Raw genomic sequence first — 19,612 nt, forward strand, 5'->3', positions numbered from 1 at the left:
GGTTCGGCGGCTTAGATTGCGTCGGTGCCGGTTTCACCGGTACGGATGCGAATTGCCTGTTCCAGATTGACCACGAAGATCTTGCCGTCACCGATCTTGCCGGTGTTGGCCGCCTTGGTGATGGCTTCGATAACGCGGTCCAGCTGATCATCAGCAATGGCCACGTCGATCTTCACCTTGGGCAGGAAGTCGACCACGTATTCGGCGCCGCGATACAACTCGGTATGGCCTTTCTGACGACCGAAGCCTTTGACTTCAGTGACAGTGATGCCCTGCACGCCGATCTCCGATAGCGACTCGCGCACATCGTCCAGCTTGAACGGTTTGATGATGGCAGTTACTAACTTCATGAAACTCTCTCCCGTATTGGTGGACTTGCCCCAGGAAAAACGAACCCGGCTCAAGTCTAAGCGCAGTGTCTGGCTTTGTAACGCATCGAACGTCCTCAGGGAGGGCTCTCGACACAACCAATCGCTCCTGACGAAACGACTCCCCCGCTTCGCCTTACGCATCCGAACTGCATCGGTGCATGCGTCATAGGCCACTAAGCAGAAACCTTGCCAGCTCGCCGAAAAGCTTGAAATTCAGCGAGTTATTGCGCCCAAGCGGCAACGTGACCAGAGGGCACACACGAGTCACGCGCAACAACAGTGCAAGCGCCGCGTGAGCGACGCGCCAAAACCGTGCAAAACCCTTCAGCCGTTAGCCTAGATGCTGCGTGGTACACTGCCAGCCGACTTTTCCGGAACCCTTTTATGCTGCCGCCTAAAGCCCTGCTCGACGCCCTAAGCACCCATGCCTCGCGCCTGTTCAATGGTGAAACGCCGTTGCCGCGCAGTGAATTCGAGACCCAGTTCAAAGCCCTGCTGCAAAGTGGTTTCAGCAAGCTCGATCTGGTCAGCCGCGAAGAGTTCGATAGCCAGATGGCCGTCCTCGCCCGCACCCGAGCCCGCCTTGAAGCACTGGAAGCCAAGGTCGCGGATCTGGAAGCAAAGGTATCGCCGCCGAGCGAGTGAACCACTCCGCTTGAGCGGCATGTGATCAAAGGAGTGATCCATGTCTCTGGCCATCGTCCACAGTCGCGCCCAAGTGGGCGTGCAAGCCCCTGCCGTCATCGTCGAAGCTCACCTGGCCAACGGCCTGCCCACGTTCACTCTGGTGGGTTTACCTGAGGCCGCGGTCAAGGAAAGCAAAGACCGCGTGCGTAGCGCGATTCTGAATTGCGCCTTCGAATTCCCCCAACGTCGCATCACCTTGAACCTCGCTCCAGCCGACTTACCCAAAGACGGCGGGCGTTTTGACCTGGCCATTGCTCTCGGCATTCTGGCTGCCAGCGGCCAGGTACCCGCAGCAGCCTTGGCCCAGATGGAATGCCTGGGAGAGCTGGCACTTTCCGGCGAACTCAGACCGGTGCAGGGCGTATTGCCTGCAGCACTGGCGGCGCGCGCAGCGGGACGCACCTTGGTGGTGCCTCGCAGCAATGCCGAAGAAGCCAGCCTGGCGTCCGGCCTGAGCGTACTGGCGGTGGATCACCTGCTGGAGCTCACCGCGCACTTCAATGGCGTGACTACCCTGGCGCCGTATCAGGCCCAAGGCCTGTTGCGCCAATGTGCGCCCTATCCGGACCTCAGCGAAGTGCAAGGCCAGGCCGCTGCCAAACGAGCCTTGTTGGTCGCTGCTGCCGGCTCGCATAACCTGTTGTTTACCGGGCCGCCCGGCACCGGCAAGACCTTACTCGCAAGCCGCTTGCCAGGCCTTCTGCCGCCGCTGGAGGAACAGGAAGCACTGGAGGTGGCGGCGATCCAGTCGGTGGCCAGCCACACGCCCATGAGCGCCTGGCCGCAGCGCCCTTTTCGTCACCCGCACCATACGGCGTCGGGTCCGGCGTTAGTCGGCGGCGGTAGTCGTCCACAACCCGGCGAGATCACCCTGGCCCACCATGGCGTGCTGTTTCTCGATGAGCTGCCCGAATTCGATCGACGCGTTTTGGAGGTGCTGCGCGAACCGTTGGAAAGCGGCCAGATCGTCATCGCGCGAGCCAAAGACAAAGTGCATTTTCCAGCACGTTTCCAACTGGTGGCGGCCATGAACCCCTGCCCTTGCGGCTATCTGGGCGACCCCAGCGGCCGCTGCCGGTGCAGCACCGAGCAGCTGCAACGCTACCGCGGCAAGTTGTCCGGCCCGCTGCTGGACCGAATCGATTTGCAAGTCACCGTGGCGCGGGAAACCACCGTACTGCATGCCCCGCCAAGCGGTGCCGATAGCGCTAGCGCCGCGGCGCAAGTGGCGGCCGCCAGAGCCCTGCAAGTGCGCCGGCAAGGCGTGGCCAATGCCTTTCTCGATCTACCAGGATTGCGCGAGCACTGCGGGCTACTGGCTACCGACCAAGCCTGGCTGGAGAACGCTTGTGAACGCCTGGGTCTGTCACTACGTGCAGCCCACCGCATTCTGAAGGTCGCGCGCACCCTGGCCGATCTGGAACAAAGCAGCGCCATAGCCCGCCCACACTTGGCCGAAGCGCTTCAATATCGTGGCGCCCCACAAGGCTGAGCGCCCACAAAAGCGTGTGGGATTTCTCCAGCCGTTTTTCAGTTGTTGCCGCACCAAGACAAGAACAACATGGATGGATATACAGTATTAAGCCGAGCACACTGCAGCTGCAGGGCCGCAAGGCTCCCTTCACATCCAGTCGCTGCAGAGGATCCAACCATGACCATCCACGAAGTTTCGTTAGTACCCGCTTTCACCGAACGGCACCTGAAAGTAACAGCCGACTACGCCCGCCCCGGCAAACGCGACAATCTCTATGCCCTACCGAAGCAAATCCCGTGGATCCAGCTCAAGGGGCTATGGCTCCAGCAAGCGGGGTTCGAGGTAAATGACACCATCCGCGTGCGGATCATTAAGGGTTGCCTAGTGATTACAGCGGCATAAAAAATCCCCGGACGATGCCGGGGAGTTTTTTACTGATGGCTTAGCGCAACGTAGCGCCGGCCTGCCATGGAACTATTGAAAACGCCCGACCTCTGCCCGCAGGTCCGCTGCCAGCTTATCCAGCTCCTTGGCGGTCTCTGCGAGGTTGGTGATCACCTCATGCTGCTCGCTGTTGGCCAGCGCGATGCTCTGCAGGTTGCTGCTAAGCATGGTCGCCGTGCTGCTCTGCTCGCCAGTTGCAGTGGTAATGGCAGCGAACTGCTCACCGGCGGCCTGGCTTTGCTCTGCAATCTGCGTCAGGGCCTGGGCGACCTTGGCGTTGCGTTGCAGGCCATCCTGCATCTGCAGTTTGCCTTGCTCCATGGTGGCAATGGCGCTGCTGGTTTCGCCCTGGATACTCTGGATCATCGCCGAGATTTCATTGGTTGCATCGCGGGTGCGGCCCGCCAGGCTACGCACTTCATCGGCCACTACGGCAAAGCCGCGGCCTTGTTCGCCGGCGCGAGCCGCTTCAATGGCGGCGTTAAGCGCGAGCAAGTTGGTCTGGTCGGCGATGGAGGTAATCACGCTGACGATGCCGCCAATTTCCTGCGAGCGTTGGCCCAGAATGTTGATGACGTCGGCAGTACCGTTGAGCGAGCTGGAAATCTGCTCCAGCGCGGCCGAAGCCTCTTCCATGGAGGTGCGACCGATCCGGGTTTGCTGAGAGTTTTCATTGGCCAGGCGTTCGGTGTGGCGCATGTTGTCGGCAATGTTCAGCGAGGTCGCGCTGAACTCTTCCACCGCGCCCGCCATACTGCTGATCTCACCGGATTGCTGCTCGATGCCCTCGTAGGCACCCGAGGACAACCCGGCCAATGCCTGGGCACGGCTGCTGACGTTTTCCGCCGCACCACGAATGCGCGACACCATGGTCGACAGCGCCTCACCCATCTGGTTGAAGCTGCGAGCCAACTCGCCGATTTCATCGTGGCTGGTAATGTTCAGACGCACGCTGAGATCACCGTTGCCAAGCGCTTGAGCTTGCTCGACCAAGTCGCCCAACGGCCGCAGCTTGCGCCGCAGAAGCCAGATCACTGCGCCCACTGCCAACAGCAAGGTGATCAGGCTGCCGATCGCCAACTGGCTGCCGACATGCCAGGTCACCGCCTGGATTTCCGCTTTGGGCATGCTCGCCAACACGGTCCATGGCCCGCCGGCAAACGGCATGGCAACGCTATAGAAGGTCTGCTCGCCATCTTCCCAGAACTCGCCCTGCCCTGGTTTAGCTGCCAGCGTCACCACGCTGTCGATGAACTTCTCAGGTTGCTTGGCACCCGCTGGGGCCACCAGCCAGTGCTTTTGCTCGTCGAGCAAGGCCAGCGAGCCAGTAGAGCCGATGCGGAAGCGTTTGAGGTTATCGAACTGTGCGTTCTGCGCGTCGGTGTAGTCGAAACCGACAAACAGCACCGCAATCACCCGGCCTGACGGATCGGTAACCGGGGTGTACTGGGTCATGTAGAAGCGGTCGAACAGCAGCGCCCGGCCGACATAATTCTGCCCGCCCAACAAACGCTGGTAGGCCGGGTGGGCGTGATCCAATGCCGTGCCGATTGCCCGGCTACCGTCTTGCTTGGTCAGCGAGGTGGTGACGCGCACGAATTCATCGCCATCGCGCACGAACACCGTGGCCACGCCGGCAGTCAGGTGGCGGAATTCATCGACTTCGTTGAATTCGTTGTTCAGACGCGTATCACCCAGGTACAGCGCGGGCGTCTGCAGAGGCCCCACCGCCACACGTTCGTCGACGTGCACATTCAAACCATCGCGAAAACGCTGCTCGAACAACCCCGCCAGGCGCTGGGTGCTTTCACGCAGGCTGTCATGGAAGGTGCTCAACTGGTCGGCCAGCAGGCGTGCTTCGCTGCCCAGGTGCTCTTCGCGTGTAGCCAAGGTGGCATTGCTCAAGGAGCGCAAGGCGAACAAGGTGCTCAGACCAATCAACAACACCAAAATGACCGCTAGGGCAGACGCGAGCTGCCAGGCGATGCGAGAGCGGGGCTGGGACATTTACATCTCCGTCGGGTAATACGGCTGTGAGAAGGCCATTTTCCTAATACAAGCAGAAATAAGGCCGCCCGCTTGTGGAAGGCAGCCTGCTGAATAGGTGTTCGGCGGGGCGCGCAGAATACTTGAGTAAATTCGTGCGTCAATTAAAACGCGGCATTTAGCCAGTACTCTGTCGGAAATAGAACACAGAAACGTTACCGAAGATGTACGACGTCCGGCAACTTCATCGCCGCGACCTCGGCCAGCAGGTAATCGCGTAACCGTTCAAAACGCGCTTGCCCGCGCCGGGCCCTGGGCCAGACCAGGTAATAGCTATCGCCGCTGGCTACCGCGCTGGGCCATGGCAGACCGAGTCTGCCTTGGGCGACATCCTCGGCCACCATCACCAGATCACCAATCGACACGCCATAACCGCGCGCCGCCGCGACCATACCCAGCTCCAGCGTGTCGAAGACTTGCCCGCCCTTGAGGGGGACCTGCTCGGTCAGGCCAGTGGCCTGCAGCCAACGGCGCCAGTCACGACGGTCCGGGGTGGGGTGCAGCAGCTCTGCTTGCTGCAGGCGGGGCAAGTCCCATGGCCCCTGGGCAACCGCTTCCGGGGCGCACACGGGAATCAGCCATTCGGCAAAAAGCTCTACGCACTCCCACTCTTCGGGGAAGCCGCCCTTGCCCAAGAGCACGGCACAGTCGAAGGGCTCGTGATGAAAGTCGACCCGATCAACATCCATCCAGGCACTGGTGAGCTGCACTTCCATGCCATCGCCCAGCAGGCGAAACCGCGACAGCCGCGCCAGCAGCCAACGCATGGTCAAGGTGGAGGGCGCTTTCAGGCGCAACACGCTGTCGTCCGCGCTCAGGGTGGCGCAAGCGCGCTCCAGGGCCGCAAAGCCGTCGCTGATTCCGGGCAATAACATGCGCGCCGCCTCAGTTAGCTGTAGCGAGCGCCCAGCGCGTTGGAACAAGCGGCAACCAAAGTGCTCTTCAAGGGTGCGGATATGCCGGCTCACCGCGCTCTGGGTAATGGCCAACTCCTCGGCAGCCCGGGTAAACGAGGCATAACGGGCCGCCGCCTCAAAGGCGCGTAAGGCATACAAACCGGGAAGCCGCTGTGGCATGGCATTACTCCAGAAAACAAGGCATGAGTTTAAATCATGCCTAGCATCATTTTTATCCTTTTGTGCGCACCTGGGTAAACCATGAGAATTAACCTTCTCACGCCATGACCGCAAAGTCTGGCGCTCACCTGTCTTGAGCCAAACTCATCATGCCAACTGCCACGCGCGCCGAACTGAAAGCCATCCTGCGCCTTGCCGGCCCCTTGATTGCGGCGCAACTGGCGCATGTGATGATGGTGTTCACCGACACCGTGATGATGGGCCTGCTCGGTCCTGCGGCGCTGGCTGGCGGCGGCCTTGGCGCGGCGAGCTATTCGTTCGTGTCGATTTTCTGCGTCGGCGTTATAGCTGCGGTGGGTAACCTGGTGGCGATCAGGCACGGCAGCAACGATCACCATGGCGTGCTGCAGATCACCCAAAACGGCTTATGGCTGGGTTGGGCACTGGCATTGGCGGCAGGTTTGCTGCTGTGGAACCTCGGCCCGATTCTGCTGCTGTTTGGCCAGACACCCAACAACGTGCACGGCGCCGGGCAGTTTCTCTCGACGCTGGTGTTCGCCCTGCCTGGCTACATGACGTTCATGGCCCTTCGTGGCTTTACCAGCGCCATCGGCCGCGCAGGCCCGGTGATGGCCATTAGTATTGGCGGCGCCGTTGCCAACCTGGCACTCAACTATGTGCTGATCCACGGCATGTTCGGCCTTCCGCACCTGGGTCTGGCCGGCATCGGCCTGGTAACCGCTATTGTCAGCACCTTGATGGCATTGCTACTCGCCCTGCATGTAATGCGTCATCGCGCTTACAGCCCCTACCCCCTCTTTACCGGCCTGCTAAGACCGGGCCGCGCCGCGATGAAAGACCTGCTGCGCCTGGGCCTGCCGATTGGCGGCACCTATGCAGTGGAGTCCGGCCTGTTCGCCTTTGCTGCGCTGTGCATGGGCGCGCTAGGCAGCACGCAGTTGGCCGCGCACCAGATCGCGCTGCAATCGGTGTACGTCGCCTTTATGGTGCCGGTGGGTATTTCCTACGCGGTGACCTTCCGCATCGGTCAGCATTTCGGTGCCGGACGCCTGGAAGAAGCGCGCAGAGCCGGGCGGCTGGGCATCGCCGTGGGCGGTTTGTGCATGCTGGGCTTTGCCCTGCTGTTCTGGCTGGCGCCAGAAGCGGTGGTCGATCTGTTTCTGGATGCCAGCGACCCGGCTTTCGCCGACGTCATCGCCCTGGCCGTCAGCTTGTTGGCGATTGCCGCGCTGTTCGAGCTGTTCGACGGCATCCAGACCATCGCCATGGGCGCCATTCGCGGGCTCAAGGACGCCAAGACCACCTTCGTGGTGGGCATCGTCTGCTACTGGCTGGTGGGCGCACCGGCGGCCTGGCTGCTGGCGTTTCACCTGGGCTGGGGCGCCCAAGGCGTGTGGTGGGGGCTGGCGGCCGGCTTGGCCTGTGCAGCGCTGGGGCTGACCCTGGGTTTTGAATGGAAGACCGCGCGCCTGCTGAAGCTCAGACCGTCATGGGGCTCGACAGCATCGCCTGGCGCGTGCCAAACACCAGGAAACGCGCCAGCTCGGCCAGCGGCAGAGGCTTGCTGACCAGGTAACCCTGTACCTGGTCGCAGCCGAACTGGCGCAGCAGCGCCAGCTGTTCGGCGTTCTCCACGCCTTCGGCAACCACGGCCAGTTCGAGGTTGTGCGCCAGGTTGATCATCGCCCGCACCAACTGGCGGTTCTCCGGCCGATCGTCCATGCCGCCGACAAAACTCTTGTCGATCTTCAGCATGGTGATCGGCAGATTATTGAGGTGCACGAACGAGGAAAAACCAGTGCCGAAGTCGTCCAGGGAGAAGCGCACGCCCAGCTTGCCCAGGGCCTTCATGGTTTGCTGCACGTGGTCGCTGCGGCGCATCACGGCGGTTTCGGTCAGCTCGAACTCCAGCCATTGCGCATCCACACCACGCTCATCGATCAAGCGACTGAGGGTCGGCAGCAACTGGCTGTCCTGGAACTGGCGGAACGACAGGTTCACCGCCATATGCAACGCCGGCAGGCCGCGGCCGCGCAGCCACTGCATGTCGCGCAGGGCGCGGGAAATCACCCAGTAGCCCAGCGGCACGATCAAGCCGCTCTCTTCGGCCAGCGGCACAAATTCGTTGGGCGCCAGCAGGCCCCGCTCGGCGTGGCGCCAGCGCACCAGGGCTTCTAGGCCAAGGATATGCCCGGTTTTAAGGCACAGGCGCGGCTGGTAATGCAGCTCCAGCTCATCTCGGCGCAAGGCCCGGCGCAGCTCGCTTTCCAGGTCGGCGAGGCTGCGGGCATTGCGGTTGATGCGCTCATCAAACACGTGAAAGGTGCAGCCCTGCTGACTCTTGGCCTGCTGCATGGCGATATGCGCGTGCCACATCAGCGGGTCGGCACCGGCATCGGCGCGGGCATGGGCGACGCCCAGGCTGCAGCCAATCAACAGGCTTTCGCCGTCCACCCAATAGGGCTCGGACAGTGCTTCGGTAATCCGTACAGCAATGCGCTCGGCGCGCTCGGGGTCGCGGCGAATATCCAGCAACAAGGCGAACTCGTCGCTACCCAGGCGGGCCAGGTGATCGTCCACCGAGAGCTGGCCTTTCAAGCGCGCCACCACCTGCAGAATCAGGCGGTCGCCGGCCTGGTGGCCGAGGGCGTCGTTGGCGTGGCGGAAGTTGTCGAGGTCCAGGTGCCCTAGCGCCAGGCCACGGCCTTTGAATTCGGCAAGTTGGGCGGTGAGCAGGGTCTGGAAGCCTTGGCGGTTGGCAATGCCGGTCAGCGGGTCCTGTTCGGCCAGACGCTGCAGGGTGTCTTTGAGTACACCGTGTTCACGCACGTAACGCAGGCAACGGCGTAACTGGTCGGCATTCAGGCTGCCGCGCACCAGCCAGTCGCTGACACCGACTGGCGGCTCTTCAGGTTCCTGCTCAAGCAACAGCACGGTGGGCAACGGGCAACTGCCCGGTTCCGGCTGCAGGCGGGGGGTGGTCAGGAGCAGGCCGGGCGTCTGGTCATCGAACAGACCGCTGGCGGCCGTCCAGGACGGAGCGGTAATCAACGCCGACGAGTTGCCGGACGCGGCCAGATGCTCACGCAATACCACGGCCCATTCCGGCGTTTCCGCCAGCAGGACTATACGCAAGGTTTCGACACGCGCGGACAAGCGACTTCCCCCAAAGCAACACACATGGCGGTTCTACCGCCCTTTCGCGCCGTTATCGGCGTCTCTTCGCGCACGTCCTGTGCGATGTCTTTCCCCATCAGCCCCCGCTGATGCGGCACTAGCGTACTGCATTAGCCGAAATATCCAAGGCCATCACGCAGCCAACAAGGTGTACGTCACAGTATCCAGACGGTTACGGCATTCTGCATCAGGCCTGCTAAAATGCGCGCCCACTTCTTTTGATACACGACGATGTCCCGACTCAACCCCCGGCAGCAAGAAGCCGTGAACTACGTCGGCGGCCCACTATTGGTGCTCGCTGGCGCCGGCTCCGGCAAAACCAGCGTGATTACCCGCAAGATTGCCCACTTGGTGCAGCAGTGTGGCATCCGCGCCCAGCATATCGTCGCGATGACCTTCACCAACAAGGCCGCGCGGGAAATGAAAGAGCGCGTCGGCACTCTGCTCAAAGGCGCCGAAGGCCGCGGCCTGACGGTGTGCACCTTCCACAATCTGGGCATGAACATCATCCGCAAAGAAGGCGCGCGCCTGGGTTACAAGCCGGGTTTCTCGATTTTCGATGACGGCGATATCAAGGCGCTGCTCAGCGACATCATGCAGAAGGAGTACTCGGGCGACGACGGCATCGACGAGATCAAGGGCTATATCGGCTCTTGGAAAAACGACCTGATCCTGCCGCCCGAAGCCCTGGAAGCGGCACGCAACCCGAAAGAGCAAACCGCCGCCATCGTCTACATGCACTACCAGCGCACGCTCAAAGCCTACAACGCGGTGGACTTCGACGACCTGATTCTGCTCCCGGTAAAACTGTTCCAGGAACACGCCGACATTCTGGAAAAGTGGCAGAACAAGGTCCGTTACCTGCTGGTGGACGAATACCAGGACACCAACGCCAGCCAGTATCTGCTGGTGAAAATGCTCGTCGGTCAGCGCAACCAGTTCACCGTGGTCGGCGACGACGACCAGTCGATCTACGCCTGGCGCGGCGCCCGCCCGGAAAACCTGATGCTGCTGAAAGAGGATTTCCCCTCGCTCAAGGTGGTGATGCTCGAGCAGAACTACCGCTCTACAAGCCGCATCCTCAAGTGCGCCAACACCCTGATCGCCAACAACCCCCACGCCTTCGAAAAGAAGCTGTGGAGCGAGATGGGCCATGGCGATGAGATTCGCGTGATCCGCTGCAAGAACGAAGACGCCGAGTGCGAACGCGTGGCCATGGAAATCCTCAGCCTGCACCTGCGCACCGACCGGCCGTACAGCGATTTCGCCATTCTCTACCGCGGTAACTACCAGGCCAAACTGATGGAGCTGAAGCTGCAGCACCACCAGATTCCCTATCGCCTGTCGGGCGGCACCAGCTTCTTCGCTCGCCAGGAAGTGAAGGACCTGATGGCCTACTTCCGCCTGCTGGTGAACCCCGACGACGACAACGCCTTCCTGCGCGTGATCAACGTGCCGCGCCGCGAGATCGGCTCCACCACCCTGGAAAAACTCGGCAACTACGCCACCGAGCGGAAAATTTCCATGTACAACGCGGCCGATGAAATCGGCCTCGGCGAGCACCTGGACAGCCGCTACAGTGAGCGACTGCAACGGTTCAAGCGCTGGATGGACAAGATCCGCCAGCAATGCGCCGAGAACGAGCCCATCGCCGTGCTGCGCAGCATGGTCATGGACATCGACTACGAGAACTGGCTGCGCCAGAACGCCTCCAGCGACAAGGTCGCCGAGGCGCGGATGGGTAACGTCTGGTTTCTCATCGACGCGCTGAAGAACACCCTGGAGCGCGACGAAGATGGCGACATGACCATCGAAGACGCGATCGGCAAGCTGGTGTTGCGCGACATGCTGGAACGCCAGCAAGAGGAAGAAGAAGGCGCCGACGGCGTGCAGATGCTGACCCTGCATGCCTCCAAAGGCCTGGAGTTCCCCTACGTGTTCATCATCGGTATGGAGGAGGAAATTCTTCCGCACCGCTCCAGCATCGAAGCCGACACCATCGAAGAAGAACGCCGCCTGGCCTACGTGGGCATCACCCGCGCGCGGCAAACGCTGGCCTTCACCTTCGCCGCACGGCGCAAACAATACGGCGAAATCATCGACTGCTCACCAAGCCGGTTCCTCGATGAATTGCCGCCCGAAGACCTGGCCTGGGAAGGCCTGGAAGACACCCCCGTGGAAGTCAAAGCGGTACGCGGTAACGCCGCCCTGGCCGATATTCGCGCCATGATGAAAAAGTGAGCGGGCGCGCTTGCCCACCCGCCAATCCTTTACTAAACCCAGCAACAGTTGAAATGAGAGCCCTGAGATGGAAGCGCTGAAAAACAAGATTATCGAAGAAGGCGTGGTGCTGTCCGACCAGGTGCTCAAGGTCGATGCCTTTCTCAACCACCAGATCGACCCGCGCCTGATGCAACAGATCGGTTCGGCCTTTGCCGAACTGTTCAAGGATCAGGGTATTACCAAGATCGTGACCATTGAAGCGTCGGGTATCGCCCCCTCGATCATGGCCGGTCTGGAACTGGGTGTGCCGGTGATTTTTGCCCGCAAGTACCAGTCGCTGACCCTCACCGACAACCTGCTGGTGTCCAAGGTGTTCTCCTTCACCAAGCAGACCGAAAGCACCATCGCCGTTTCCGCCAAGCACCTGCTGGCCAGCGACCGCGTGCTGCTGATCGACGACTTCCTGGCCAACGGCCGCGCCGCCCACGGCCTGATCGACCTGATCAAGCAATCCGGTGCGACCATCGTCGGTATCGGCGTGGTGATCGAAAAGTCGTTCCAGAAAGGCCGCGAAGAACTCGACCAGCAAGGCTACTGGGTCGAGTCGCTGGCGCGAATCAAATCGCTGGAAGGCGGCAAGGTCGAGTTTCTCGAGTAACGCCAACCGGCTACGGTGGGAGGGCTTCAACCGCGACGCTCTTAAGATCAAAAGCATCGCGGCTAAAGCCCCTCCCACACTGATCCTAGTCAGGGCGAGGTGGCCTGCAATCCAGCCAGCACCAGCTTCTGATACAGCTGCTCCTTGAGCCCATCCGGCTGCGCCAGTTGCAGCCGCTCCAGGTGTTTGCTGAACACCTCGGGCTGCGGCTGATCGAACAGCGCCGCCTTGCCCAGCTCGAGAATCTCGCTGAGCTTGAGTTTGCTCTTCAGCCAGCGCAGCGCCCGCAGCAGGTCCTGCTCCTCCTCGGTAAAGTCACACCCCAGCGGGTATTCGGCAAACAGCTGACGATGCTTTTCGTAGCAAGCCTGCAAACGCTCCGGCGTGTTATTGCGGTACGCCTCATCCAACACAAAATCCTCGGCCAGTTTTCCGGCGTCCTGCGCCTGCTGAATCAGCTCGTCCTGAAAGCGTGAATCGGCAATCTGCAACAACGCAGTGATCACCTGCGCATCGTTCTTGCCGCGCAGATCGGCGATGCCGTATTCGGTGATCACGATGTCGCGCAGGTGGCGGGGAATGGTGGTGTGGGCGTACTGCCAACGGATATTCGAGCTCACCTCACCGTCGGCCTCGCGCCAGCTGCGCAGCATCAGAATGGCACGGGCATCGTCCAACTCATGGGCCTGGGCAAAGAAGTCGTATTGCCCGCCGACGCCGCTGATCACCCGACCGTCTTCCAACTGGTCGGCCGCGCTCGCGCCGAGCAAGGTGATGCAAAAGGCGCTGTTGATAAACCGCGCCTGAGTGCGCTGCAAACGTTTGAGGTCTTCCTGGCCGTACAGGCGGTTGATATAGCTGATGCCGGTCATGCCGATACGCGAACGGCGCTCGTCGCTGAGCTGCTGCAAGCGACGGTAGAAGGCTTGTGGTCCGAGGAAAAAACCCCCGTGGATGCACACGCCGCTCGTGCACGGCTGCAGGTAAGGTTGCAGCGCCGCAACACAGGCTGGGTTGGCCAGGTCGGCGACAATCATCTGGCCGTTGGCAAAGCGCAGGTTCTGGCCCTCGACGCTTACATCCACGCTCAGCAAACCCTGCTCCTGCAGCCAGGTGACCAGCGCCTGGTCCAACTCAAGATCCGGCTCGGCGTCGCGCCAGGAAGCGAGATCAAGCTGCCCCTGCTCGTCCAGCACACCGGCATTGGCCAGGCGTTGCAGGCGCTCGTTGGGGAACACCGGGCGCCGTACGATACCGGCATCGAACAGCGCCACCAGGCCCGGCACCAGCATTTCGCTACAGCCGTACAGGCCGTGGATGAAGGGCGTCAGCCCGCCAAAACGTTCGATCAGCTCAGCCCAACGCGGCGCGTTGAGGTCCTGCAACAGGGCCTGATAACCGGCGTTGTCGCCCTGGCGATTGAGCAAGGCGGCAGTCACTGCGTCGCCCATCGAGCCAATACCAATCTGCAAGGTGCCGCCGTCGCGCACCAGGCTGCTGGCGTACAAACCGATGGCATGGTCGGCAACGCCCACCGGCATGTTCGGCGTGGAGAACAACGTGCTCGGCTCGCCGGCCTCGACCAGCAGATCGAAGTCTTCCACCGGCCGCTCGGCATCGCCTGGCATATAGGGCAGGTCGGCGTGCAGTTGGCCAACGCAAAGGATGGTTTCGCCAGCCTGCTTGCGTGCCTGCAGCATGGGCAATAAATCCAGGGTGATATCGGTGTTGCAGCTCAGGCTCAGGGTACCCGGCCGGGCGATATCGGCGGCCACCAACTGCGCCACCACGTTGACGCCCTTGCGGTTGAGGTCGCGCGCCACCTGGCTGTAGTTGAGGCTGACGTAGTGCTGCTGAGCCTTGGGGTTGTGCAACTGGCTGCCCGGTTGCAGATAGAACTCCTGCAACTGCACGTTGGCCGGCAGTGCGCCGCGGCGCTGGTCTTTGAGGTAATCCAGCTCGGGATAATTGCCGAATACGCGCTCGAGAAATGGCGCCATCAAGCGTTTTTCCAGATCGCTGCTGGCGTGAGGGCGGCCGAGGGACAGGGCGGTATAAATGGTCAGCGAGCGATCGGGTTCGGCTTTTATTCGCTGGTACAGCGCGTTGACCAGGCGATTGGGCTTGCCCAGGCCGAGGGGCAAACCGAGGTGAATCGGCCCGTCGATGCGCTGCAGAATCTGCTCGACGACGTAATCCAGGGAGCTAAGGGCCACAGATCAATCTCCATAAGATGGCTTGTGGAGTGTGACTGCAAAATCGCTGGAATGACGCCCGTGTCGTTGAAAAGAAAAACCGCACAAAAAAACCGCCCGTAGGCGGTTCTTTTTAAATATCGAGACTTACTTCAGACCCGACATCTTCTGGATGGTGGCTTTCAGCTCAGCATCGCTGCAATCAGCACAGGTGCCTTTCGGCGGCATGCTGTTGATACCGGTGATGGCTTTAGCCAGCAGACCGTCGAGGCCGCCCTGGTGGTCGGCACGCTCTTTCCAGGCAGCGCTATCACCGATCTTCGGAGCGCCCAACACGCCAGCGGTGTGGCATGCACCACAGTGAGCGGCAATGATGTCGTCCGGCGTTTTCGCGCCGCCGCCAGCCGAAGCAGCAACGGTTTCGATGCCTTTGCATTCTTCGCCCTGGACGCACACTTCACCCACTGGCTTCAGTCGCGCAGCGATGTCGTCATTGGTCGTCGCAGCCTGAGCGCTGACCGCCCAGAGGGCCAACACAGCGACGTGCGCCGCCAGCATTTTCTTAATTAGGTTCACGCTTACACCCTCTATCGTGGCTAGTCACGCTCGCGGCCACGGTTGCGCGAGCGGGCGTCAGTATACCGATTAGGTCGCCCTGCCGGAACACGGCAACCTGTCGCAGGTCCTTGGGATAAAACAAAGCCGCCCAATGGACGGCGTTTTTCCGTTTTTTATTGATGGGTGAGCAGCGAGGCCCACCTCATAAAGCTTAGAAGTTCGCTGGAGTGGTGGCACTAATCAAACGTGCCGGCTCTGCGAACGGATTACGGAAGCGATGCGGCTTACTGCTTTCAAAGTAGTAGCTGTCGCCGCTTTCGAGGATATAAATCTCGCTGCCTACCGTCAGTTCCAGGCGACCATCCACCAACAGACCGGACTCTTCACCTTCATGGGTGAGCATCTCGTCGCCGGTATCGGAGCCAGGCGGGTAGGTCTCGTCGAGAAAGGCAATTGCCCGGCTTGGATGCGCCTTGCCGACCAATTTCATGGTGACCGCGCCACTGGACAGATCGACCAGTTCGCTCGCTTTGTAAACCACTTGGGTGTGGTTGTCTTGTTCCACTTCGAGGGAGAAAAACTCGACCAACGACATGGGTATGCCGGCCAGCACCTTTTTCAGCGAACTGATCGAGGGGCTTACGCTGTTCTTCTCGATCATGGAAATGGTGCTGTTGGTGACGCCCGCACGTTTGGCGAGTTCACGCTGAGACAGGCCTTTAAGCTTGCGAATAGATTGCAGTCGAACGCCGACGTCCAATGATAGAGCCCCCTTGGGAATATGCCGATTTGAGGGCGCATCATCGCAACAGCGTTCAGTATTTACAACACTTGCCCGGCAATCCTGTTCAGCTCTGGCGTTAAGCCCCGGAATAGACGAGTGGAGCGCGGCGCAAATTACAGAAAATCTGGTACGGAATGGTGCCGGCGGCGGCGGCTACGTCACTGGCAAGTACTTGTTTCCCCCACAATTCCACCCGACTTCCTACGCCTGCCTTGGGCAGATGAGTGAGGTCGACGGTCAGCATATCCATCGACACCCGGCCAATCAGCCGGCTCGGTTGACCGTCGATGGTCACCGGCGTACCGCTTGGCGCATGGCGCGGATAACCATCGGCGTACCCCATGGCGACCACCCCGACGCGGGTTGGCTGCTCGGTGACATAACGCGCGCCATACCCAATCGGCTCGCCAGCCGGCAACTCGCGCAGGCTGATGATCTTCGACTCCAGGGTCATCACCGGCTGCAAACGGGCGGCATGCTCGTGCGGGGTTTCGAAGGGGCTGGCCCCATAGAGCATAAGGCCCGAGCGCACCCAGTCGGTTTTCTGCAGGGCGGGAAAACGTGGCGACCAACCGAGAATGGCCGGCGAATTGTACAGGCTGACTTCGGCCTGCAAGCCTTCGCGGGCCTGGGCAAACGCAGCCATCTGCTCTTCGCTGCGCGGATTCTCCAACTCATCGGCGCGGGAAAAATGGGTCATCAATACGATCTTTGAGGCCTTGCCGCTGGCCTGCAAACGGCGGTAGGCGTCCTGGTATTGCTCGGGGAAAAAACCGACGCGGTGCATACCGGAATCCAGCTTCAGCCAGAACTGCAGCGGCTTGCGCAGCTGCGCACGCTCGATCGCCTCCAACTGCCAGGGCGCATGCACCACACACCAGAAATCGTGCTCGACCATCAGCGTCAGCTCATCGGCTTCAAAAAAACCTTCGAGCAACAAGATCGGCCCGCTGATGCCGGCCGCGCGCAGGCTCAGCGCCTCTTCGATCGCCGCCACGGCAAAACCGTCGGCCTCGCTCTGCAGCGCCTGGGCACAAGGCACCGCGCCATGGCCGTAGGCGTCGGCCTTGATCACCGCCAACGCCCGGGCACCGGTCAGTTCACGGGCCAGGCGGTAGTTGTGGCGCAGAGCAGCGAGGTCGATCAGGGCACGGGCGGGACGCATGGCGACGGTCTTCTTGGTCTTTTCGAGTGGGGCGCAGGCTTACGGCAAGGCCGCGATAACGGTCATTTCCACCAACGCTTCGTCGGTGTACAGCTTGGCTTCGACGCAGGCGCGAGCCGGCGCGGTGCCCGGGGTCACCCAGGCGTCCCAGACGGCGTTGAGGCCGGCGTAACCGGCGGCCATGTCCTTGAGGTAAATGGTCACCGACAGAATGCGGCTCTTGTCTGTACCGGCCTCAGCGAGCAGGCGGTCGATGTTGTTCAGGGTTTCCCGCGTCTGCTGGGCTGCGTCACCGGCGTAACTGTCGGCCAACTGGCCGGCCAGGTAGACCGTGCCGTTGTGGATGACGATTTCGCTGTAACGGGTTTCAGTGCGCTGGCGCTGGATGGGCATGCTTGAGGCTCTCTTTGGCTTGGCCATAACGGGAAATATCCAGACCTTCGGCGCTGATCTGCGGCTGTTTTTTCGCCATCAGGTCAGCCAGCAAACGGCCAGAGCCACAGGCCATGGTCCAACCGAGGGTGCCGTGGCCGGTATTGAGGAACAGATTCTTGTAGGAAGTGGCGCCAACGATTGGCGTGCCATCCGGAGTCGTTGGACGCAGGCCGGTCCAGAACTCGGCCTGGGCCAGGTTGCCGCCCTGTGGATACAGATCGTTGACGATCATCTCCAGGGTTTCGCGGCGACGTGGGTTGAGGCTCAGGTCGAAACCAGCGATTTCGGCCATGCCGCCCACGCGGATGCGGTTGTCGAAACGGGTGATGGCGACTTTGTAGGTCTCATCGAGAATGGTCGACGTCGGCGCCATGTCGCCGTTGGTGATCGGCACGGTCAGTGAGTAACCCTTGAGCGGGTAGACCGGCGCCTTGATGCCCAGCGGTTTGAGCAATTGTGGCGAGTAGCTGCCGAGGGCCAGCACGTAACGGTCAGCGGTTTCCAGCTTGCCGTTGATCCACACGCCGTTGATGCGGTCGCCCGCGTGATCAAGGCTTTCGATGCTCTGCCCAAAACGGAACTCGACACCCAGTTCAACGCACATCTGCGCCAGGCGGGTGGTGAACATCTGGCAGTCGCCGGTCTGGTCATTCGGCAGGCGCAGAGCGCCAGCGAGAATATTGGTGACGCCAGCCAGGGCCGGTTCGACGCGGGCAATGCCGTCGCGGTCGAGCAGCTCATACGGCACGCCGGATTGTTCCAGTACGGCGATGTCTTTGGCGGCGTTGTCCAGTTGCGCCTGAGTGCGGAACAGCTGGGTAGTGCCCAGGCTGCGGCCTTCGTAGGAGATGCCGGTTTCAGCGCGCAGCTCGTCGAGGCAGTCGCGGCTGTACTCGGACAACCGCACCATGCGCTCTTTGTTCACCGCATAACGGCTGGCGGTGCAGTTGCGCAGCATCTGCAGCATCCAAAGGTATTGATCGATATCGGCGGTGGCCTTGATTGCCAACGGCGCGTGGCGTTGCAGCAGCCATTTGATCGCTTTCAGCGGCACACCCGGGGCAGCCCAGGGCGAGGCGTAGCCAGGGGAGACCTGGCCGGCGTTGGCGAAGCTGGTTTCCATGGCGGGCGCGGCCTGACGGTCGACCACCACCACTTCAAAGCCGGCACGGGCCAGATAGTAGGCGCTGGTGGTACCAATCACACCGCTGCCCAACACCAGAACTCGCATGGTTTGCTCCCTCGCCGCGACTTTACGCTGACGTTTGATATCTTGATCGAAATTCCGCGCAGTATATGGAGCCGCTGCCAGTGCATTTCACTGTATTGATAGCTATATTTGGCGAGAATTCTTGGCAAAAGCCCTTAATACAGAGGCGGATTCCCCATGAGAACCCAGCATCAGAGCCGTCGTGAACTGGACAAAATCGACCGTAATATTTTACGGATCCTGCAGGAAGACGGTCGTCTGTCCTTCACCGAACTGGGCGAGCGGGTGGGCCTCTCTACCACGCCCTGCACCGAGCGGGTCCGCCGCCTGGAGCGCGAAGGCATCATCATGGGCTACAACGCCCGGCTGAATCCGCAGCACCTGAAGGCCAGTCTGCTGGTATTTGTAGAGATTAGTTTGGACTACAAATCTGGCGATACTTTCGAAGAGTTCCGACGGGCTGTGTTGAAGCTGCCGCATGTGTTGGAGTGCCATTTGGTGTCGGGCCACTTCGACTACCTGGTGAAGGCGCGGATCTCCGAGATGGCTTCGTACCGCAAACTGCTCGGCGACATCCTGCTCAAGCTCCCGCACGTGCGTGAGTCCAAGAGCTATATCGTGATGGAAGAAGTGAAAGAGAGCCTGACCCTGCCGGTTCCGGACTGAGGCCTAGACCAATACCTGGCGGGTGCTGGCGATCAGTTGGTGCACGCCCTTCTCGACTCGCTCATCGATCCACTCTTCCGGCCGCTGGCCATTGGGGCACGGCAGGCGTGGCGTGGTGCCGAACAGGCGGCAAATCAACGGGCGCTGGTCATACACCGTGCAACCTTGCGGCCCCAGGTGCACACAGTTGAATTCAGCCAGCGCGGCGTCATGTTCAGCGTCGCTTTTCACCGGCAGACGCGACATTTCCTCCGACGAAGCCGTCACCGGCCCACAGCAATCGTGGCAACCGGGCACGCAGGCAAAGCTGGGGATGCGCTGGCGCAGGTGGTCGATCTTGCGGCTGTTGCAGCTCATGGGGCAGGTCCTCGGGCGGGGCGGCATGGTAGCAAAAGCCGGCCGTTTCCCTTCCCAGTCTTGTC

General features: G+C 61.3%; 18 protein-coding genes and 1 pseudogene. 7 read left to right on the forward strand and 12 right to left on the reverse strand.

Annotation, left to right across the window (positions count from 1 at the left end; genetic code table 11):
- Positions 1 to 11 precede the first annotated feature (11 nt).
- On the reverse strand, positions 12 to 350 hold the full coding sequence (gene glnK / locus C8K61_RS19775; RefSeq protein ID WP_003457590.1) for a P-II family nitrogen regulator: 339 nt from the start codon (positions 348 to 350) through the stop codon (positions 12 to 14).
- 405 nt (positions 351 to 755) lie between these two features.
- On the opposite strand from glnK, the gene C8K61_RS19780 reads away from it, so the two are divergent.
- From C8K61_RS19780 to C8K61_RS19790, 3 genes are all read left to right on the forward strand, one after another.
- The gene (locus C8K61_RS19780; RefSeq protein ID WP_108098003.1) at positions 756 to 1,016 is read left to right on the forward strand and encodes an accessory factor UbiK family protein; all 261 of its coding nucleotides are present in this window, start codon (positions 756 to 758) and stop codon (positions 1,014 to 1,016) included.
- Between the two features lie 40 nt (positions 1,017 to 1,056).
- On the forward strand, positions 1,057 to 2,550 hold the full coding sequence (locus C8K61_RS19785) for a YifB family Mg chelatase-like AAA ATPase (RefSeq protein ID WP_108098004.1): 1,494 nt from the start codon (positions 1,057 to 1,059) through the stop codon (positions 2,548 to 2,550).
- Positions 2,551 to 2,709: 159 nt separating this feature from the next.
- Positions 2,710 to 2,934, forward strand: a complete 225-nt coding sequence (locus C8K61_RS19790; protein ID WP_158272525.1) for a SymE family type I addiction module toxin — start codon at positions 2,710 to 2,712, stop codon at positions 2,932 to 2,934.
- A 72-nt stretch (positions 2,935 to 3,006) separates the two neighbouring features.
- On the opposite strand, the gene C8K61_RS27300 is transcribed toward C8K61_RS19790, so the two are convergent.
- The 3 genes and pseudogenes from C8K61_RS27300 to C8K61_RS19800 form a co-directional block, all read right to left on the reverse strand.
- The gene (locus C8K61_RS27300) at positions 3,007 to 3,867 is read right to left on the reverse strand and encodes a methyl-accepting chemotaxis protein (RefSeq protein ID WP_371920011.1); all 861 of its coding nucleotides are present in this window, start codon (positions 3,865 to 3,867) and stop codon (positions 3,007 to 3,009) included.
- Positions 3,862 to 4,983, reverse strand: a pseudogene (locus C8K61_RS27305) (Cache 3/Cache 2 fusion domain-containing protein); the annotation flags it as partial. The gene C8K61_RS27300 and the pseudogene C8K61_RS27305, both read right to left, overlap by 6 nt.
- A 194-nt stretch (positions 4,984 to 5,177) precedes the next feature.
- On the reverse strand, positions 5,178 to 6,098 hold the full coding sequence (locus C8K61_RS19800; RefSeq protein ID WP_108098007.1) for a LysR substrate-binding domain-containing protein: 921 nt from the start codon (positions 6,096 to 6,098) through the stop codon (positions 5,178 to 5,180).
- A 149-nt stretch (positions 6,099 to 6,247) separates the two neighbouring features.
- Here C8K61_RS19800 and C8K61_RS19805 point away from each other — a divergent pair, with 149 nt between their 5' ends.
- Positions 6,248 to 7,687 (forward strand): NorM family multidrug efflux MATE transporter, encoded by a 1,440-nt coding sequence (locus tag C8K61_RS19805; RefSeq protein ID WP_108098008.1) that lies wholly within the window; start codon positions 6,248 to 6,250, stop codon positions 7,685 to 7,687.
- Here the strand turns inward: C8K61_RS19805 and C8K61_RS19810 are convergent.
- Positions 7,599 to 9,275 carry a bifunctional diguanylate cyclase/phosphodiesterase gene (locus C8K61_RS19810; RefSeq protein WP_108098009.1) on the reverse strand — a complete coding sequence of 559 codons (1,677 nt, stop codon included), beginning with the start codon at positions 9,273 to 9,275 and terminating at the stop codon, positions 7,599 to 7,601. The genes C8K61_RS19805 and C8K61_RS19810 overlap by 89 nt on opposite strands.
- Positions 9,276 to 9,527: 252 nt before the next feature.
- On the opposite strand from C8K61_RS19810, the gene rep reads away from it, so the two are divergent.
- Both rep and C8K61_RS19820 read left to right on the forward strand, forming a co-directional pair.
- Complete coding sequence (gene rep / locus C8K61_RS19815; RefSeq protein WP_108098010.1) at positions 9,528 to 11,537, forward strand: DNA helicase Rep; 2,010 nt, start codon at positions 9,528 to 9,530, stop codon at positions 11,535 to 11,537.
- A gap of 67 nt (positions 11,538 to 11,604) precedes the next feature.
- Entirely contained in the window at positions 11,605 to 12,177 is a 573-nt protein-coding gene (locus C8K61_RS19820) for a xanthine phosphoribosyltransferase (protein ID WP_108098011.1), read from the forward strand.
- Between the two features lie 89 nt (positions 12,178 to 12,266).
- Here C8K61_RS19820 and C8K61_RS19825 read toward each other — a convergent pair whose 3' ends face one another.
- The 6 genes from C8K61_RS19825 to dadA all read right to left on the reverse strand — a co-directional run bounded on the left by C8K61_RS19825 (position 12,267) and on the right by dadA (position 18,545).
- Entirely contained in the window at positions 12,267 to 14,393 is a 2,127-nt protein-coding gene (locus tag C8K61_RS19825) for an acetyl-CoA hydrolase/transferase C-terminal domain-containing protein (RefSeq protein WP_256589491.1), read from the reverse strand.
- A gap of 126 nt (positions 14,394 to 14,519) precedes the next feature.
- Positions 14,520 to 14,948 (reverse strand): cytochrome c5 family protein, encoded by a 429-nt coding sequence (locus tag C8K61_RS19830; protein ID WP_108098012.1) that lies wholly within the window; start codon positions 14,946 to 14,948, stop codon positions 14,520 to 14,522.
- Positions 14,949 to 15,141: 193 nt separating this feature from the next.
- A complete protein-coding gene (locus C8K61_RS19835) occupies positions 15,142 to 15,690 on the reverse strand; it encodes a cupin domain-containing protein (RefSeq protein WP_108098013.1) in 549 nt (182 codons plus the stop codon).
- Positions 15,691 to 15,790: 100 nt separating this feature from the next.
- A complete protein-coding gene (gene alr, locus C8K61_RS19840; protein ID WP_108098014.1) occupies positions 15,791 to 16,879 on the reverse strand; it encodes an alanine racemase in 1,089 nt (362 codons plus the stop codon).
- Positions 16,880 to 16,918: 39 nt separating this feature from the next.
- Positions 16,919 to 17,272 carry a RidA family protein gene (locus C8K61_RS19845; RefSeq protein ID WP_108098015.1) on the reverse strand — a complete coding sequence of 118 codons (354 nt, stop codon included), beginning with the start codon at positions 17,270 to 17,272 and terminating at the stop codon, positions 16,919 to 16,921.
- A complete protein-coding gene (gene dadA / locus C8K61_RS19850) occupies positions 17,247 to 18,545 on the reverse strand; it encodes a D-amino acid dehydrogenase (RefSeq protein WP_108098016.1) in 1,299 nt (432 codons plus the stop codon). Before dadA ends, C8K61_RS19845 begins: the two co-directional genes overlap by 26 nt.
- Positions 18,546 to 18,701: 156 nt before the next feature.
- On the opposite strand from dadA, the gene dadR reads away from it, so the two are divergent.
- Complete coding sequence (gene dadR, locus C8K61_RS19855) at positions 18,702 to 19,190, forward strand: transcriptional regulator DadR (protein ID WP_108098017.1); 489 nt, start codon at positions 18,702 to 18,704, stop codon at positions 19,188 to 19,190.
- 3 nt (positions 19,191 to 19,193) lie between these two features.
- On the opposite strand, the gene C8K61_RS19860 is transcribed toward dadR, so the two are convergent.
- Positions 19,194 to 19,547, reverse strand: a complete 354-nt coding sequence (locus tag C8K61_RS19860) for a YkgJ family cysteine cluster protein (RefSeq protein ID WP_108098018.1) — start codon at positions 19,545 to 19,547, stop codon at positions 19,194 to 19,196.
- Positions 19,548 to 19,612 lie beyond the last annotated feature (65 nt).

This window comes from Pseudomonas sp. GV071 (genome assembly GCF_003050835.1).
Taxonomy (GTDB): Bacteria; Pseudomonadota; Gammaproteobacteria; order Pseudomonadales; family Pseudomonadaceae; genus Aquipseudomonas.

Coding starts and splice junctions, on each gene's coding strand:
- alr (WP_108098014.1), bottom strand. CDS start 16,879: ATGCGTCCCGCCCGTGCCCTGATCGACCTCGCTGCTCTGCGCCACAAC.
- C8K61_RS19785 (WP_108098004.1), top strand. CDS start 1,057: ATGTCTCTGGCCATCGTCCACAGTCGCGCCCAAGTGGGCGTGCAAGCC.
- C8K61_RS19800 (WP_108098007.1), bottom strand. CDS start 6,098: ATGCCACAGCGGCTTCCCGGTTTGTATGCCTTACGCGCCTTTGAGGCG.
- rep (WP_108098010.1), top strand. CDS start 9,528: ATGTCCCGACTCAACCCCCGGCAGCAAGAAGCCGTGAACTACGTCGGC.
- dadR (WP_108098017.1), top strand. CDS start 18,702: ATGAGAACCCAGCATCAGAGCCGTCGTGAACTGGACAAAATCGACCGT.
- dadA (WP_108098016.1), bottom strand. CDS start 18,545: ATGCGAGTTCTGGTGTTGGGCAGCGGTGTGATTGGTACCACCAGCGCC.
- glnK (WP_003457590.1), bottom strand. CDS start 350: ATGAAGTTAGTAACTGCCATCATCAAACCGTTCAAGCTGGACGATGTG.
- C8K61_RS19780 (WP_108098003.1), top strand. CDS start 756: ATGCTGCCGCCTAAAGCCCTGCTCGACGCCCTAAGCACCCATGCCTCG.
- C8K61_RS19820 (WP_108098011.1), top strand. CDS start 11,605: ATGGAAGCGCTGAAAAACAAGATTATCGAAGAAGGCGTGGTGCTGTCC.
- C8K61_RS19805 (WP_108098008.1), top strand. CDS start 6,248: ATGCCAACTGCCACGCGCGCCGAACTGAAAGCCATCCTGCGCCTTGCC.
- C8K61_RS27300 (WP_371920011.1), bottom strand. CDS start 3,867: ATGGGTGAGGCGCTGTCGACCATGGTGTCGCGCATTCGTGGTGCGGCG.
- C8K61_RS19790 (WP_158272525.1), top strand. CDS start 2,710: ATGACCATCCACGAAGTTTCGTTAGTACCCGCTTTCACCGAACGGCAC.
- C8K61_RS19845 (WP_108098015.1), bottom strand. CDS start 17,272: ATGCCCATCCAGCGCCAGCGCACTGAAACCCGTTACAGCGAAATCGTC.
- C8K61_RS19860 (WP_108098018.1), bottom strand. CDS start 19,547: ATGAGCTGCAACAGCCGCAAGATCGACCACCTGCGCCAGCGCATCCCC.